Here is a 17,713-nt window from a genome sequence, read left to right on the forward strand (position 1 = left end):
AGATGAATCATTTAAAACGCTATTCGATTATATATATTGCATTCCTTTTCATTTCGGTTATCCTTATCAGTTTTTATGTAACGGACGAAGAAACGCTTGATTTTAAATGGAAAACCGTATCTGGAGATGAAGCATTTGTGAAGGATGTTACGATACTTGGAGATGGGCAAAGCAGTCCCGGCATGGCTTCGTACTACAGTGTGGTGTCAGAACCTTTTCAGTTATCTGTGGATGAATCGAAGCGGATAGATCAATCAAGGGAATCATATTATGGCTGGTATTATTCTGATTTACAAATAGAAAAATATGTGAAAGAGTATAAAAGCTTTATGCGCGGGAAAAACCAATGGAGTGAGAATTTCGCGGAAACAGATAATCAGCTTATTTATGTAGATGGAAATGAAAACAATTGGGATATGAATGAACAGAATCAGATTGGCGTAGAAATACTTGATAAAGAAACAGAAAACGTCAGCTCATTCGAACTGACTGTCGAGGATCAGCAAATCTATGGTGTAAGCTCGATAACTGCTGATAATCATAATAAGTTATACGTCCAATTATACATGGAAGGACAGTATGATGAAATAACAGATGTGTATACGGATGAAAATGGGATTCTTGTGATAGATTTAAATAATCAAACCATAGAGGATATAAGGTTTCCACAAAGGGACATGGAGTCTAAAGAAGGAATAGAACCCTCTTTAACCTATCAGGACAGCGGTCTGATCAACGGAGAAATGCATTATCTCTATACGTATGATGAATATAAAGTCGATCAGAATGGGGTTTACGTGGGGGATTCTCCGCTTAAATATGAACTGCGTTTATACAATGTAGAACAAGACAGTTTCCAATCCATTGATCTTCAGGAAGCAAACTTTTATGAGGGAGATTTTCTTAGAATTTATGATGGTGCTGTTTATGCAGGGATGCTCCAAGGGGAAAATTACACGTTAACAAAGTTTGATGAGCATTTAGAAGAACAAGAAACCGTTTTTGAAGAAAATGTGTTTGATGCGGAAATGGAAATAGGGCAAGAAGAGGTATATCCATTAACAGATGTTCATAATGGTTATTTCTATATTGTATTTCCTGCTTATTCTACACTGACAGTGGCGGATATTTCCATCAATGTATTTGATTTGGAAACAGGGGAAAATGTGTATCAGGGCATCATTCAAGCAGCGGAATCTATGAAACAATATCAGTATTTTGATTTGTATCAGATGGAATTTGAGGATAAGTAAAGATAAAAATACAGAATAGAGGGTATCTTCTATTCTGTATTTTTATTAGTTAAACAGGAGAGTCATATTTTTTAGCAAAAGACTGCGACTGCCTCCATCTTGGTTCCAATCATTATTGAATTAGATCAGCTTGTCCTTCATTTATCTAAAAAAACAGGAGCTGTATGTGGCGTACAGCTCCCTCAAGGCATGGGTTGTTGTGATGGTTTGAATCAATGACAACGTTGTCTAGATTCTAATATAGTTTATGCTATAAAGAAATGGTTGTCTCGACACTTATATCAATGCAAACATACATTTATTGCAATGGAGCAGCCAAAAAGCGCCCGATTTGATTGTTTGCTCCATCATGGAGAGAGAAAACTCCGGTAATGGTCCAGATTCACTTGATCACGTAGAAGTCCCAAAACACCTGATAAATAAAGTTTTATTTTATCGTACGGTTTCACCAATCAATTCTTTGATTTCCGTTTGCTTTCCTTCCGCAAATAAGTGGACGATTTTACTGCCGACAATGACACCGTCACAATAAGCAGCTAATGATTTTGCCTGTTCTGGATTGGAAATGCCAAATCCGGCTAAGACGGGAACGCTGCTTAAAGCGGTTAGTTTCTTCAAGTAGTCCAATGTATTTTTATCATGCTGCTGACGCTCTCCGGTTGTTCCGTTCACGGAAACAGCGTATAGAAAACCTTCTGAGTCCTGTGCAATTTTCTCCAGACGCTCATCCGGGCTGGTCATCGCAGCTAAACGGATAAAGGCAATGGATTGATTAGATAGCGCAGCTGCAATATCTTCTTCCTCTTCCATTGGAATATCTGGAATAATAATTCCATCTACTCCCGCAGTATCACAGTCTTTTGCGAATTGCTCGTAGCCATAGTTCCAAATAGGGTTAATATAGGTCATCAAAATAATTGGGATGCTCCGTGCTTCTTTTTGTTTTCTGACCTCATCGAGTACCAGATTTAGCGTGGTTCCTTCTTGTAATGCACGCAGTCCGGCATCCTGAATCACAGGACCATCAGCTACTGGGTCAGAAAAAGGAATACCTAATTCAATTGCAGATGCGCCGCATTCTTCCAGGAATTGAATGCGTTCATTGATTTGATTGATTCCTCCGTCACCAGCCATCATATAAGGAATAAACAGAGGCTTTCCTGTTGCTTTTAATTCATTTAATGTATTTTCTAGTTTATGCTTCCCCATCGGAATTTTCCTCCAGCTTTGCTTTGACTTGTTCTACATCTTTATCTCCGCGTCCGGACAGGCAGATAACTAACGATTGCTCCGGAGACATTTCTTTTGCAAGCTTACATGCATAGGCAACAGCATGTGCGCTCTCCAGAGCAGGAATAATTCCTTCTAATTTTGCAAGCAGCTGAAAGGCTTCCAATGCTTCCTCATCTGTAATGGAAGGGTAGGTTACCCGGCCAGTATCATGCAAGTGGCTGTGCTCCGGTCCAATACCTGGATAGTCTAATCCGGCAGAGATAGAGGCAGCTTCTTGAATTTGGCCTGCTTCATCCTGCAATAAATAAGTAAACGTGCCATGCAGCATGCCTGGAGAACCACCCGTTAGCGTAGCTGCGTGCTCATTGGTAGTAACGCCTTTTCCTGCAGCTTCCACACCATACAAAGCGACTTCCTTATCATCGACAAAAGGATAGAACATCCCCATGGCGTTGCTGCCACCGCCAACGCAAGCTACGACTGCGTCTGGAAGCTTTCCTTGTTTCTCAAGGCTTTGCTGTTTTGTTTCTGCGCCAATCACTGATTGAAAGTCCCGTACAATGCGAGGGAAAGGATGCGGGCCAACCACAGAGCCGATAATATAATGGGTGTCGTGGACATTATTCACCCAATAGCGCAATGCTTCATTCACTGCATCCTTTAAGGTTGCACTGCCTTGAGAGACTCCGACCACTTTTGCACCTAACAGCTCCATACGAAAAACGTTAAGCTTCTGTCTCTTGATATCTTCCGCGCCCATAAAAACGATGCACTCTAAACCAAGCAGAGAACAGACGGTTGCTGTAGCTACGCCATGCTGTCCTGCTCCGGTTTCAGCGACGACTTTCTTTTTGCCCATTCGTAAAGTCAGAAGCGCCTGGCCAATCGTGTTATTAATTTTATGTGCACCGGTATGGTTAAGGTCTTCCCGCTTCAGATAGATTTTTGGGCCGCCTAGATGCTTGCTTAATTGTTCTGCTTCATATAGCGGCGTTGTTCTGCCAATGTATTCTGTCAGATAATTATTTAATTCCTCCTGAAAAGAAGGGTCATTTTTTGCAGCTTCATAAGCTTCTTCAAGCTCTAAAACAGCTGGCATAAGTAATTCCGGCACATATCTTCCGCCGAATTTACCGTATTTTCCTGATTTGTCTGGGAATGTATATGATTGCATGTTATCGATTCCTTTCTACAGTTGTTCGTTTTGCTTCCTGAATAAAAGCTTTTATTTTATCTGAATCTTTTCTTCCATCCGTTTCCACCCCGCTGGAAACATCCACAGCAACCGGTTTTACCTGCTGAATGGCTTCCGCGACATTTTCCGGTGTCAGCCCGCCAGCCAAAATAAGGCGTTCGGAAAACGTATTTCCTTTTAATGTAGACCAGTTAAATGTAACCCCATTTCCTCCATGTGCATGGGGCAGGGGGGGACTATCCATCAGCAGGTAAGCTGCATCATATTGCGCCGCTTGTTTGACACCTTTTTCTGTCCCAGGAAGTGATTTAATAACAGGAAAGGTAAAGCTGCTGACAGCTTCAGGAGGTTCTTCTCCATGCAGCTGTACAAAATCGAGTCCTGTCGCCCGAGCGATTTTTTCTATTTCCTGCTTCTCTTTGTTGACGAAAACGCCGACACTTTTTACGTGTTCCGGCAATGCCGCGATAATGTTGGCTGCCTGGTCTACGGATACTTCCCGTTTGCTTTTGGCAAAAACAAAGCCTAAAAAATCTGCTCCAGCGTCGACAGCAGCTTCCGCTATCTCCGGAGATGTGATTCCACAGATTTTGACGAGCATATCAAGAGGCTCCTTTCGTGGAGGAGAGAGGCACCTGCAAGGCCTGCATGTCTGCTTCCACTTGGTTGGAGCGCATTAATGTTTCCCCGACTAAAATCGTATTAGCCCCGGCATCTCTTGCCAGTTCTGCATCCTCTTTCGTACGCATGCCGCTTTCAGAGATAATGGTAAGCTCCCCTTTATCGATTTGCTGAACAAGCTCCGCCGTTGTTTGTAAATCGACTTCAAAGGTTTTTAAATTACGGTTATTGATTCCGATGATTTTCGGGTTGACTGTCAAGGCGTCCTTTAATTCGTCCGCATTATGCACCTCGCAGAGCACTTCCAGCCCTTGCTCTGTTGCATAGTTGTAAAGACGCCGGAATCGTTCAAGCGGCAGGGCAGCAAGAATTAACAAAATAATGGAGGCTCCTGCATTTTTCGCATCGTCAATTTGTATTTCATCAATCATAAAATCCTTACAGAGGACTGGGACCGAGACCGCTTCACTTACTGCTTTGAGATCATCTAATGAACCGTGAAAAAAGCTTTCATCGGTTAAAACAGAAATAGCAGCCGCTCCAGACTGTTCATATTGCTTGGCTTGCTCCAGTATATCGACGTCCATTTGAATCGCCCCTTTGGAAGGGGAAGCCCGTTTGATTTCAGCAATAATCGATAGATGATCAGCTGCTTGAACATTTTGATGGAGAGAGTAAATTGGATTTTTTCGCATATGCTTTCCGGCTGCTTGTAATTTACGTTCCGCAACCTCCTGCTTTTTCTTATCAATAATTTTTTCTAAAAACGTCATTTATACCACCTCTTGTTTTGCTTCCTGGCTATAGTCGATCAAGGTATCTAATTTTGCTTTGGCATTGCCAGAGAATACACTGTGTCTGGCAATTTCCATCCCATCTTTTACAGAATCCACACGCCCGATGGCGAATAAAGCAATCGCAGTATTAAATAGAACGGTCTCCAGATAAGCTCCAGGTTCTCCGTTTAATACAGAGAGCAAAATTTCTGCATTCCGTTTTGCATCGCCGCCTTCAATCTCTTGGTTGGTGTAGACGGACAGACCGACCTCTTCCGGATGGATGCTGCCTGCTTTTAATTCATTGTTCTCCAGTAAAATATAGTTGTTTTCCCCCTGCAGAGAGGCTTCATCCATTCCGCCCGCTCCATGAATAACTAACGCACGCTTCCGGCCGAGTGTTTGCAGGGATTTTGCTACAATCGGCAAGGCATCATTTGAATACACGCCAACCAGCTGGGAATGCAAAGCAACCGGATTGGTTAATGGACCGACCAGGTTAAAAATGGTCGGTGTCCGAAGCTTCTGACGTACACCGGCAATCTGCTTCAATGTAGGGTGAACATGCTGGGCAAATAAAAAGGCGATTTGATTTTCCTGCAGCATATATTTCATTTGCGACTTGGTTAAATCAAGCGAAACACCAAGCTCTTCTAATACATCTGCACTTCCAGTCTGGCTGGAAATCCGGCGGTTTCCGTGCTTTGCAACTGTCACGCCGGCACCGGCTAAGACAAATGCTGCACAGGTGCTGATATTGAAGCTGTTTGATCTGTCTCCTCCTGTTCCACAGTTATCCATTGCGGGAAGCTCCAACTCAAATTGAAAAGGAGAATTGGTATGGATTACTTCTGCTAAACCGGCCAGTTCTTCTGCTGTCGGCTGCTTCATTTTTAAAGCTACTAAAATAGCGGAAAGCTCTGTATCGGAAACATCCTCCTGGAAACAGGCATTAAATAATGCCTTTGTTTCTTCAAATGATAAATCTGTGCCTTCAAGTAATTGGTTAAAATACGGTTTCATTGGGGTACTTCCTCCTTTTGCTTCGTCAATTTCTCAACAAAGTGAGAAATAATCTGCTTTCCATCCAGTGTTCCAATGGATTCCGGATGGAATTGCAATCCGTAAACAGGATATGTCTGATGGGACACACCCATAATTTCATCATCATCTAAAGCTGTTGCTGTGATGCGCAGCTCGGATGGTACCGAGATATGCTCCGCTGCAAGAGAATGGTATCGCATGACTTCAACCGGGTTGCTGAGTCCTTGGAACAGTCCAGCGTCATCATGGTGAATCAGTGATGTTTTTCCGTGCTTAATGGTAGAAGCCTGAATAACTCTGCCGCCGAGCGCTTCCATGATTACTTGATGCCCTAAGCAGATTCCCAGTATCGGCAGTTTTTTATAAAAAGCCTGCACAATCTGGATGCAATTTCCGGCGTCCTTTGGAGAACCTGGTCCAGGCGAGATAATAATGGCTTTTGGTTCTAATTTTTCAATGGTTTTGACAGTCACTTCATCATTGCGAATCACTTCAACATGTACACCGCATTCGGAAACATATTGGTACAGGTTATATGTGAAAGAATCATAATTATCAATTAATAGAATCAAGTTCAGGCACCTCCATAAATGATCTTCCTTTGTTAATGGTTTCCATATATTCATTGAATGGAACGGAATCATATACAAGACCGGCTCCAGATTGAAAATAAGCTTTGTAGTTCTTGATAACAATCGAGCGGATAGCCAGTGCAATATGCACATCATGTTCAAAGTTGATAAAACCGATTCCCCCGGCATAGGGACCGCGCTTTACGGTTTCCAGCTCATTAATAATCTGCATTGCCCTGATTTTCGGTGCGCCCGATACGGTTCCAGCTGGCAGACAGGAGATAAGTGCATCAATCCCTGAATAATCCGGGTGCAAGATTCCGGTTACTTCGGAAACAATGTGCATTACATGCTGGTAACGCTCAATCGTCATATAAACGGGAATCTCGATACTGCCGACTTCGCAGACACGGCCTAGATCATTTCTGCTTAAGTCGACTAACATCCGGTGTTCTGCCCGTTCTTTTTCATCGGCAAGCAGTTCTTCTGCGAGTGCCTGATCCTCCAGTTCATTCTGTCCGCGTTTTCTTGTTCCAGCAATCGGATTGGTGACAACATGGCTGCCCTTGGTTTCTATCAAGCTTTCCGGAGAAGCGCCGAGCACAGTGTAATCTTGAAAATCAATGTAAAACATGTAAGGGGAGGCGTTATACCTCCTTAATTGTTCATAAAAAGAAAGTCCGAACTCTCTTTCGTTTTCAACCTCTCTTGAAAAACGCTGGGATAAAACAACCTGAAAAATTTCCCCTTTTTGCAAATAATCCTTTGCAATCTGCACGTTCTCTTCAAATTTCTGCTGATCCATTTCCGGTATAAAGGCATATTTTTGTGGAACAGGGAGTTTGGTAGTCCTTGCCTGATCAACATGCTGTTTCAGCTGTTGAATACGCTGTTCACGATTTTCTTCCGTGCCGCTGTTTCGATCGATTGCGATAAGATGCAGTTCATTCTCTTCATGGTCAAAAATAATTGTATCTTCAAAAAGCATGAAATGGATATCCGGCATATTCCGGTCATCAAATGGTGCTGGACCGATATCTTCAAAAGCCTGAATCGTATCATAGCCAATATAACCAATTGCTCCGCCATAGAAGGGAAGGGAAAGAGATAAATCAAGCTTCGGCATCGTTTCTTGTAAGAAATGCAATGCGTGCTGATGAACAACCAGCGGTTCTACATGGGAAGCACTGATTAGCGTTGTTTCTTTTCCACGCCCAATGATTTCTTGATAAGGGTGAAGGCCGATAAAGGAATAGCGTCCTTTTTCCTCATGTGGAAAGCTGCTTTCCAACAGATATTTTTTTGCTTTCGGCAAGCTTTGGAAAACCTGAATAGGGATTAATCCATCGATAGAATACGTTTGATGCGTTACCTGTGCCGTCATGATTTCTCTCTCCTTTATAGTTGAAAATTCTGTAATTCTTATTTAAGAAATAAAAAAGTCCTCTATAAACACAGTTATGTGCTTATAGAGGACGATAGGGCCGCGGTGCCACCTCTGTTAGAAAGATTCATCTTTCCATCTTTATCAGGTACAGGAAACCTCCGATACCCTATCCGTATAACGTCGGAAATACGTTTTTTCCTACTCCATTTGCCAGCGGGCATTTTTCGGAAAAACACTCTGAAGTCCATTCAATAATTCCTGCATACTGATATTCCACCAAGTTATCAGTTCTCTGTTATGCATGAAAAATTATTTACTACTCTTCATCATCGTTTGTAATATATTGTCTCATAAAAATCAAAAAGGCCCCTCATCCATATATAAAAGGACGAGGGACCGTGGTACCACCTTTATTAGCTGACGTGCAGCTCACTCTAAAAGAAGATTACTATCTTCTGAGTTTCCATAACGAGAAACCATTCCGCCAAAGCCTACTCCGATACTGTTTCGGTTTGGAGCTCCGAAGCCCATTCATCACAAGGATACTCGCTGATTCACAGCAGCCATCAGCTCTCTTTAGAGTTCACCTGTAATTACTCTTCTTCATCAACGCCACTTCATTTAATTGATTGAAATCTATACTAAACGAAAGGACAGGAGGTTGTCAATAGATTTATAGAAAAAAATGAAATTATCTGATTTTACTCCCCTTCAAATACTTCAAATTTATCGGCCAACGGGATACGTTCTTTCTCTTCGGGCGCTTCGTCAAAGTAACCCATATGAATAAAACCGGCAATTTTTTCGTTTTCCTTCACACCGAGAATTTCTTTTACTTTTTCATCATAGATATGCGGGTTTGTTTTCCAGACAATACCTAGTTTTTCTTCCCATGCCAGCAGCCAAAAATTCTGAATCATTGCGGAAACAGCACCAAAATTCTCATCCCATTGTTTGGGGATATCGGAGGTTTCCATGATGACGACTAGAATAGCATTTGGCTCGTTCAGATAATTTTCTCGATTTTCCTGTCTTTCTTCAGGATATGTAGATGCAATTTTTTTGGCAAAGCTGGGAAGGTGATCCTTGTCAACGAACAGAAAGCGCCAAGGCTGTCTCATTCCATGGGTAGGGGCCCAGATTGATTCCTCTAATAATTGCATAACTGTTTCTTTGGTCACTTTTTTATTATTATATCCTGTTTTGACAGCACGGCGTTCCCGAATTAATCTTGCAAGTTCTGTTCTACTCATGAAATAAACTCCTATACAATTTAATTGATAATAATTATCAATTAAATTGTACCGAATTTATAAAATTTTTGCAAATGAATTTTAAGCAGTGTTTTAAGTAACCGCCAGTATTTCTAAAAATAGTTACAGTTCGGCTAGAAAATTTAACTACTATTTTACCTTTTGTCCAATGAATGGGAATATTGTAAATTTTATAATATTAGATAGGTGTTTAAAATTCAGCAGATATACGTTTTGCCCATTTCTATTTTATCTCCCACTATCTTTGACCTCTATAAAACCGGCGCGAATTCTAATAACTCGACTTTCATACCTAAAAATAAGCATATATATCTTGCTATTCCAGGGGGAACGTGTTCTCCATTATCATGCTTGCATTTTGGTGAAATATCCGGCCATTTTGGAATTGGTGATGGTGCATAGCTCCGCTCCGGCCAACCACTCCGCTTTCCATGGGGACGGCTTCAGCTAACTTGAAAAGAAAACCGCTTTTCAAGTGGATCTTCAGCTCGCCCTGTTCCCATAGGAGTCTGCGTGGTTGGCCTGCGCTCTGATAGGATTCTGCAGCGAATGAAAGAAATAAGATTTTAATAAGCTAGACGAAATAGCAGCTTTCGCCTGGATAACCAATCATGACAGTATGGATATGAAATTCAGAGAATAGCTTCGATGCACAGAAAGGAATCTTGGCGGAACATTTTACCATGCAGCATGAAAAATAGGTTCTATCTGATTAAACATCTATTTGGTGAGTTGTTTTTTTACGTATAGAATATCTTACTAGCGGAGGCGGACCGTTTTGACTCCTGAGGGATCAGCACCATCTGAAGATCCACTTTTGTCAAGTGTCCTTCTTGGCAAAAGTTAGCTGAAGAGCGTGCCCCTAGGAAAGCAAAACGGTCCGCCGCAGCGGTGCTTTACACTTCGCCTTCTATATCTTTGTCAAGGGGGTTATCGAAGGAACAATCAACTCCTGTTTCTATAGAAATGACGTTACTTTTTATGTGCGAAAGTTGAGCTAATAATTAGTTTTTAGAAAAACCCCTGCTTTTGTTGAAATGGTAATTTACTGAGAGCTTGCCACATAAGAATATAATAACTTTCTATTTTAATTAATCTTTTTTGAAATATATTTTAAAGGAGGTTTGTTTCTTGAGTGATTTATTAAAGAATTTTATATCTGGTGAGGTGCTTACAGCGAATTTTGAGGAAACGAAACCAAGCTTTAATTCCCAAGAAGCATTGGATGAAGCGAATCGCTGCTTATATTGTTATGATGCGCCTTGTATTACTGCATGTCCGACAGGGATTGATATTCCGGGATTTATTAAAAAAATTGCTTCCGGGAACTTGAAGGGCTCTGCAACAACAATTATGGATTCGAATCCGGTTGGAGCTAGCTGCGCACGAGTCTGCCCGACAGAAGAATTATGTGAAGGGGCTTGTGTTCTAAATGACGCTACGAAGCCCATTCCTATTGGGGATTTGCAGCGGTTTGCGACAGATTGGGCAATTAAAAATGAAGCGGTTCTCTTTCATGCTGGCAAAAAGAATGGAAAAACAGTCGCTATCGTTGGAAGCGGTCCTGCAGGCTTATCAACAGCCCGCGAATTAGCGCGGCTGGGCTATACAGTAACTATTTTTGAAGCGAAAAGGGAAGCGGGAGGGTTAGATACATTTGGAATTGTTCCCTTTCGTTTGCCTAAGGATATCTCCTTCTGGGAAGTAGAGCAAGTGAGAAATTTAGGTGTAGAAATACGAACGAATACGGAAATTGGCAAGGATATTTTCGCAGAGGATCTTATGGACCAATATGATGCGGTGGTGCTTGCTGTTGGCATGTCCAAAGTTCCAATGCTTGGAATAGAAGGGGAAGAATTAGAGGGGAACTTCGATGCCATTGATTTAGTGGAAAAATCAAAAAATGGGGATTATCCAAAGGATTTTATCGGAAAGCGTGTTGCTGTCATCGGGGCAGGAAATACAGCGATTGATGGAGCTACGACATCAGTCAGACTTGGCGCGGATAACGTAAAGATTCTTTATCGCAGAACGGAAGCGGAAATGACTGCTTATGATTTTGAATACGAGTTTGCCAAACAGGAGGGTGTGGAATTTAGATGGCTTACCAATCCGAAACGTCTTATCGGTGATGAAAATGGTCATGTAACACAAATGGAGTGCGTACAGATGGAATTACAAGAGACTGGCAAGGATGGAAGGCCTCGGCCAGTGGAAATCGAAGGATCCGAATTCTTAATGGATATTGATATCGTAGTGAAGGCTATCGGACAAACGAGGCATCAGGAAATCATTGAAGCCTTTGGCCTGGAGCATAATGGAGGCGTTGTGAAGGTCGATCCGGAAACGTTTATAACGTCTCATCCCAAAGTATATGCTGCAGGAGATGTGATTTTTGGAAAAGGAATTGGAGAAGCAATGGTGGTGACGGCTGCCCAGCAGGGGAAGGATACAGCGTTGGCGATTCATAAGCGTTTCAAGCAATCTGTAACAGAGAGTTCATAAAAGATTAGGAGGATGAAAATGGCTGATATAAGTATTGATTTCGCTGGAATCAAATCACCTAATCCGTATTGGCTGGCATCTGCGCCCCCGACCAATACTGGATATCAAGTACAGCGTGCCTTTGAAGCTGGGTGGGGAGGGGCTGTATGGAAGACATTAGGCGAGCCCATATTAAATGTCACTTCCCGCTTTGGTGCAAGTCACTTTAACGGGCAGCGGGTCGCCGGTTTTAACAATATAGAGCTGATTTCCGATCGTCCATTGGAGGAAAACTTAAAGGAAATCTATGAAACGAAAAAGTTATATCCAGACCGGGTAATTATTGCTTCTTTAATGGTAGAACCCGAGCGGGAAAAATGGCATGAGATTGTAAAGAGAGTGCAGGATGTTGGAGTGGATGGGTTTGAATTAAATCTTGGCTGTCCTCATGGAATGTCTGAAAGAGGGATGGGTGCAGCTGTTGGTCAGCATCCGGATCTGGTAGAAAGGACTACGATGTATGCCAAAGAAGCGGCAGAGGTTCCAGTCATTACGAAGCTCACGCCAAACATTACGGACATAACAGCAACCGCAAAAGCTGCTGCTCGGGGAGGGGCAGATGCCATCAGCTTAATCAATACAATCAATAGTTTGATAGGTGTAGATTTAGATACTTGGAACACGGTTCCAAATGTGAATGGAAAAGGAGCGCATGGCGGGTATTGCGGACCGGCAGTGAAGCCGATTGCATTAAATATGGTCGGAGAATGCGCAAGAAATCCAGAAGTTAACATTCCGATATCCGGAATTGGCGGGATTTCTACGTGGCAGGATACCGTGGAATTTATGCTGATGGGAGCCGGCGGTGTGCAAGTATGTACCGCAGCGATGCATCATGGATTTCGGATTATTGAGGATTTAACAGAGGGGCTGGAAAATTATTTAGATGAAAAAGGGATAGATTCGTTAAGCGAGATCATCGGAAAATCTGTGGAAAAGTACACAGACTGGAGCAATCTGGATTTAAATCATAAAGTGGTTGCCCGTATTAATAATGATGTCTGCATTAATTGTAATAAATGCCATATTGCCTGTGAGGATACGTCTCATCAGTGTATCGACATGCTTACAGATAAAGATGGAAATGCTATTTTACGCGTAAGAGAGGAGGACTGTGTTGGATGTAATCTATGTTCTATTGTTTGTCCGGTAGATGGAGCAATCGACATGATTGATTTAACACCAACGGAACCGCCGATGTCCTGGAATGACCGCCAGGCAGCAATTCATATGCTTGAGAAACGCTAATTGCTAGAGTTTAGAAATTTTTACTGGAGGAATCGAAATGAAAAAAATTATTAAAAATGGAACGATTGTTACAGCAACAGACACGTATCAAGCGGATGTGTTGATTGAAGATGAAAAAGTGAAAGCGATTGGACAGGATTTAAGTGATGTGTATGCAGAGGTTATTGATGCAACAGGCCTTTACGTTTTTCCTGGGGGTATTGATCCGCATACCCATATGGAAATGCCATTTGGCGGTACGGTAACGAAGGATGATTATGAAAGCGGAACTATTGCTGCTGCACATGGCGGGACAACAACAATCATTGACTTTTGCTTAACGGAAAAGGGAAAAACATTAAAAAATGCTTTGGAAATATGGCATGCCAAATCAGAAGGCAGAGCAGTGATTGACTATGGATTTCATTTACAAATCGTAGAAGCAAACGAACAGATTTTACAGGAGATTCCTGTGGTTATTGAAGAGGAGGGAGTTACTTCCTTTAAAGTATTTATGGCTTATAAGAATGTTTTACAAGCAGATGATGAGACACTTTTCCAAACCTTAGTTACTGCTAAAGACCATGGTGGATTAGTAATGGTGCATGCAGAGAATGGGGATGTAATTGAACATTTAACGCAAGAAGCATTAAAAGCAGGGAACACCGATCCAATCTATCATGCGTTGACCCGCCCGCCAGAACTGGAGGGGGAAGCAACCGGCCGGGCAGCAAAACTGACTGCACTGGCTGATTCACAATTATATGTCGTGCATGTCACCTGTAAAGAAGCAGTAGAGCAAATTGCGGAAGCTAGAAGTAAGGGATTCTCTGTTTTTGGGGAAACCTGTCCGCAATATTTGGTGCTGGATCAAACCTATTTGGAAAAGCCTGATTTTGAAGGCGCAAAATATGTATGGTCCCCGCCATTACGTGATAAATCTAATCAGGAAGTGTTGTGGAATGCTTTGAAAAGCGGAGAGCTGCAAACGATAGGCTCTGACCATTGCGCATTCGACTTTGATGGACAAAAGGATTTAGGAAAAGGTGACTTTACCAAGATTCCAAATGGCGGGCCATTCGTGGAGGACCGCTTTAGTATTCTATTTTCGGAAGGTGTGAAAAAAGGGCGTATTTCCATTAATCAATTTGTAGACATGGTGTCAACGCAGACAGCGAAACTGTTTGGTTTATTTCCGCAAAAGGGAACGATTGCTCCAGGTACGGACGCAGATATCGTCTTATTCGATCCGAATGCAGAACGTACGATATCCGCCAACACGCATCATTCAGCCGTCGATTATAGCGCCTTAGAGGGGATGAAGGTAACCGGACAGCCAGTAACTGTTTTATCGCGCGGAGAATATGTCATCAAGGATAAAGAGCTGGTTGCTAAACCAGGAGCAGGCAAGTTCTTAAAACGAGCTAAATTTAATTCTTCGCAAACAAATCAGCAGGAAGTTACACCTAATAGAAGTTAGTACAAATAATCCATAGCTGCTTGCGGAACGAAAGAGGTGAAGCGGCTTTTTGGATTCATCAAAGAGGAGAGAGGCGATTGCATTGCAGGGAAAGGATAAAAGTAGTTCCTACTTAAAGTCTCCAGATTTACTTCCGGTGAAGCATGGTGAGCGAAAGATTGGGGTAATGGGATTTTTTGCGATGTGGATAGGAATGGCCATCCTGCTGGCAACTTTTGATATTGGTGCTTCAGGCATCCAGGGTATATCACTGCCATGGGTTGTTTTAGCTACGTTGATTGGGTGTATAGCGATTGGAGCATTTATTACCATTATTGGTGATATCGGTGTAGAGCATGGTATCTCCTTCCCGGTTTATATGAGGGCGCCGTTTGGGACGGTAGGTACGCATATACCTTCTTTAACGAGGGCAGTCACGGCATCGTTTTGGTTCGGGATTAACACCTATTTCGGTGCAACAGCGATTAATGCGATACTGCATACGATGTTTGCCGGGTTTGATAATTGGCTGTTATGTTACCTTGTTTTTGCGCTTGTCCAGCTTATAAATACAGCTTCCGGTATCAAATGGGTAGAACGTTTTGCAGATGTAGCTGCGCCAATTATTATTGTCATGTCTTTAATTATTTACCAAACGCTAAATGCAGACATTCAGGCACAAGGGGCAGATGTTTGGGCCTGGGTAGCAAGTCCGGTAACTGGTGGAGCTGCATTCACGGCGTTTATGGTGGTTCTTTTTGCTAACATGGGATTCTGGGCAACACTGGGCTGCGATATCCCGACCATCTCCCGCCATTTCAAAGCTCCTAAGTATGAAAGAAATTGGTTTAAACGGAATAAAACAACCTTAATCGGCAGTCTCGTCGCTCTTCCTCTTACAGAAGCATTTATGATTATGATTGGTGCCGCAGCATTTATTGTTGCCGGGACTTCGAATCCAGTTACAGCACTGCAGGATACCGCATCTGGGTGGATGCTTGCTATGTTGCTTTTCATGATTGTGTTGACACAGTGGTCCACGAATACAGCTGCAAATGTGTTACCTGCTGCTGCTGTTTTCTCTAATGTCTTAGGGCCAAAAGTTTCCCACGCAGTTGCTGTTTTTGTGGCCGGCATTGTCGGTACGGTCATTCAGCCTTGGAGTGTTTATGAAATACTCACGCAGGTTCTCTTGATTATTGGTGCCGTCTTATCCTCGGTCAGTGGTATCCTGTTTGCAGATTACTATTTACTCCGAAAACGAAGAGTGAATGTTCCTGACTTATATAAGAATAGGGGCCAATATCGCTTTAATGGCGGCGTAAACATCGTTGGCTTTATTTCTTGGGCTATTGGCGGCGCTGTGGCTTTAATCTTTATGAATTATTCGTTTATTGTCGGTTTTATAGTTGCGGCGGCAGTTTACTACGTGCTGACGAAATATTGGTACTTCCACAAATTTCCGCAAGCAGAGATTACGGATCCGGATGATGAAAAATATTTGGGGATTACCGTCGGCAGAGATTGGTCGTTAGATGAGGATGCAGAGAGGGATGAAACAGCTGCCAAATAACAGAATGATTTAAAGGGCGAGGAGGTTATTCATTGTCAAGTTATCAAGAATTTTTACAGGAAAAACAGCTCGTTGATGAGTGGATGAAAAATAATTATAAAATTACTTCCATTGTCGGAACATTGGACGGAGATATGGTCGAATTGGAAAAAGAAGGTGTGTCAGAGAAGCAGTCCATCCTGCTTGAGAATGCTGACAGCAGAAAATATATCACGACATTACTAATCAAACATCAGCTGCAAGAACAATAAATGCAGGAGGAGATACAGTGGAAAAACAAAAAATATCCATTAATGGGGAGAGGCTAAAACAAACCATTGAAGATTTTGCAGATTTCGGGAGAACGGAAAATAATGGTGTAACCCGATTGGCATTATCCGAAACGGATATAAAAGTGAGAAACCATTTTAAAATGGTTTGTGAAGAGCTGGGCTTGACTGTAAAATGGGACGATATGGGAAACATGTATGCAACGCTGGAAGGGAGAGAAAATGATAAGTCTCCGGTCGTAATCGGATCTCATTTAGATTCCGTGGAAAAAGGCGGCAGGTTTGACGGTGTATTAGGTGTTTTAACTGGGCTTGAGGTAGTAAGAACCTTGGTCGAAAGTAATATCAGACCACGGATTCCAGTGGTTGTGGCGAATATTACAAATGAAGAAGGTGCAAGATTTGAACCTTCATTAATGTCTTCAGGAGTCATGTCTGGGAAGTTTGATAAGGGTAACATGCTCCGGTCGGCTGATAAGAACGGTGTAACCTTTGCAGATGCTTTAAAAGCAAGCGGATATGAAGGAAGGAAAGAAAACCGCTTAACGGAGGCAGAAGCTTTTTTGGAACTGCATATTGAACAGGGGCCAGTGTTAGAAAGTGAATCCATTGATATCGGTGTCGTGGAGTGTGTGGTGGGGATGTGCTGCTATGAAATCGAGGTAAGCGGAGAATCGGACCACGCAGGAACTACGCCCATGTCCATGAGAAAAGACAGCTTATTTGCTGCCAATAACCTGATTAATGAAATACGGGAGAAAATGAGTAAACTGGATAATGATCTCGTTTACACGATTGGCCGAATGAATGTGAGCCCGAATATCCATACAGTTATCCCGAATAAAGTAATTTTCACGCTTGAGGCACGGCATAAAGAAGCGGCTGTAATCAGCCAAGTGGAAGAAATTATTCAAGGGTTAGCGGAAACGGATGCCAAAGAAAAATGTGGTGTAGATGTAAAGAAGCTTTGGGATCGTGATACCGTATGGTTTAATGATAAACTAGTGGACTCTTTAGAAAAGTCCTGTAAATCCCTGGACTGCTCCTATAAACGTATGGCCAGCGGTGCAGGGCATGATGCACAATTTATTGCGACCTATCTGCCTGCTGCCATGATTTTTGTACCAAGCGTTAATGGAAAAAGCCATGCCGAAGATGAATTAACTGCATGGGAAGATTGTGAACGAGGGGTAAACGTGGTTTTGCAGACTGTTTTGGATTTAACGGCGAATTAAATACGAACAAAAACAGGTATAGGAAGAATCCCTTTACCTGTTTTTGTTCGT

General features: G+C 42.4%; 15 protein-coding genes and 2 other annotated features. Of the genes, 7 read left to right on the plus strand and 8 right to left on the minus strand.

Going from position 1 to position 17,713, the window contains the following annotated elements; all coding sequences use genetic code 11:
* Positions 1–2 precede the first annotated feature (2 nt).
* Positions 3–1,253, plus strand: a complete 1,251-nt coding sequence (locus MKY65_RS04930; RefSeq protein ID WP_339182857.1) for a hypothetical protein — start codon at positions 3–5, stop codon at positions 1,251–1,253.
* Between the two features lie 432 nt (positions 1,254–1,685).
* Here MKY65_RS04930 and trpA read toward each other — a convergent pair whose 3' ends face one another.
* From trpA to MKY65_RS04970, 8 genes are all read right to left on the minus strand, one after another.
* Entirely contained in the window at positions 1,686–2,462 is a 777-nt protein-coding gene (trpA, locus tag MKY65_RS04935; RefSeq protein ID WP_339182859.1) for a tryptophan synthase subunit alpha, read from the minus strand.
* Positions 2,449–3,660 carry a tryptophan synthase subunit beta gene (trpB, locus tag MKY65_RS04940; protein WP_339182861.1) on the minus strand — a complete coding sequence of 404 codons (1,212 nt, stop codon included), beginning with the start codon at positions 3,658–3,660 and terminating at the stop codon, positions 2,449–2,451. Before trpB ends, trpA begins: the two co-directional genes overlap by 14 nt.
* 1 nt (position 3,661) lies before the next feature.
* The gene (locus MKY65_RS04945) at positions 3,662–4,282 is read right to left on the minus strand and encodes a phosphoribosylanthranilate isomerase (RefSeq protein ID WP_339182863.1); all 621 of its coding nucleotides are present in this window, start codon (positions 4,280–4,282) and stop codon (positions 3,662–3,664) included.
* A 1-nt stretch (position 4,283) separates the two neighbouring features.
* The gene (gene trpC / locus MKY65_RS04950) at positions 4,284–5,075 is read right to left on the minus strand and encodes an indole-3-glycerol phosphate synthase TrpC (RefSeq protein ID WP_339182865.1); all 792 of its coding nucleotides are present in this window, start codon (positions 5,073–5,075) and stop codon (positions 4,284–4,286) included.
* Entirely contained in the window at positions 5,076–6,101 is a 1,026-nt protein-coding gene (trpD, locus tag MKY65_RS04955; RefSeq protein WP_339182867.1) for an anthranilate phosphoribosyltransferase, read from the minus strand.
* Positions 6,098–6,694 carry an aminodeoxychorismate/anthranilate synthase component II gene (locus tag MKY65_RS04960; RefSeq protein ID WP_339182869.1) on the minus strand — a complete coding sequence of 199 codons (597 nt, stop codon included), beginning with the start codon at positions 6,692–6,694 and terminating at the stop codon, positions 6,098–6,100. The genes trpD and MKY65_RS04960 overlap by 4 nt, the downstream gene beginning before the upstream one ends.
* Positions 6,678–8,078, minus strand: a complete 1,401-nt coding sequence (trpE, locus tag MKY65_RS04965; RefSeq protein WP_339182871.1) for an anthranilate synthase component I — start codon at positions 8,076–8,078, stop codon at positions 6,678–6,680. The genes MKY65_RS04960 and trpE overlap by 17 nt, the downstream gene beginning before the upstream one ends.
* An 84-nt stretch (positions 8,079–8,162) precedes the next feature.
* Positions 8,163–8,420, minus strand: a binding site (T-box leader).
* 42 nt (positions 8,421–8,462) lie between these two features.
* Positions 8,463–8,700 (minus strand) — a binding site (T-box leader).
* Positions 8,701–8,782: 82 nt separating this feature from the next.
* Positions 8,783–9,334, minus strand: a complete 552-nt coding sequence (locus MKY65_RS04970) for a nitroreductase (RefSeq protein ID WP_042532190.1) — start codon at positions 9,332–9,334, stop codon at positions 8,783–8,785.
* 1,176 nt (positions 9,335–10,510) lie between these two features.
* Between MKY65_RS04970 and MKY65_RS04975 the strand changes: the two genes are divergently transcribed.
* From MKY65_RS04975 to MKY65_RS05000, 6 genes are read left to right on the plus strand one after another with little or no spacing between them, the layout of a single operon-like run.
* Positions 10,511–11,860: an NAD(P)-dependent oxidoreductase gene (locus tag MKY65_RS04975; protein WP_339185125.1), complete on the plus strand. Its 1,350-nt coding sequence runs from the start codon at positions 10,511–10,513 to the stop codon at positions 11,858–11,860.
* 18 nt (positions 11,861–11,878) lie between these two features.
* On the plus strand, positions 11,879–13,147 hold the full coding sequence (gene preA / locus MKY65_RS04980; protein ID WP_339182874.1) for an NAD-dependent dihydropyrimidine dehydrogenase subunit PreA: 1,269 nt from the start codon (positions 11,879–11,881) through the stop codon (positions 13,145–13,147).
* 37 nt (positions 13,148–13,184) lie between these two features.
* Positions 13,185–14,606, plus strand: coding sequence for a dihydropyrimidinase (hydA, locus tag MKY65_RS04985; RefSeq protein WP_339182876.1), 1,422 nt, complete (start codon positions 13,185–13,187; stop codon positions 14,604–14,606).
* 49 nt (positions 14,607–14,655) lie between these two features.
* Positions 14,656–16,158: an NCS1 family transporter gene (locus MKY65_RS04990; RefSeq protein ID WP_339182878.1), complete on the plus strand. Its 1,503-nt coding sequence runs from the start codon at positions 14,656–14,658 to the stop codon at positions 16,156–16,158.
* Positions 16,159–16,190: 32 nt separating this feature from the next.
* Positions 16,191–16,409, plus strand: a complete 219-nt coding sequence (locus MKY65_RS04995; protein WP_339182880.1) for a hypothetical protein — start codon at positions 16,191–16,193, stop codon at positions 16,407–16,409.
* A gap of 17 nt (positions 16,410–16,426) precedes the next feature.
* Positions 16,427–17,662, plus strand: coding sequence for a Zn-dependent hydrolase (locus tag MKY65_RS05000; RefSeq protein WP_339182881.1), 1,236 nt, complete (start codon positions 16,427–16,429; stop codon positions 17,660–17,662).
* The last annotated feature ends 51 nt before the right edge of the window (positions 17,663–17,713 follow it).

It is taken from the genome of Oceanobacillus sp. FSL W7-1293, from assembly GCF_037969815.1.
Lineage (GTDB): Bacteria > Bacillota > Bacilli > Bacillales > Amphibacillaceae > Oceanobacillus > Oceanobacillus oncorhynchi.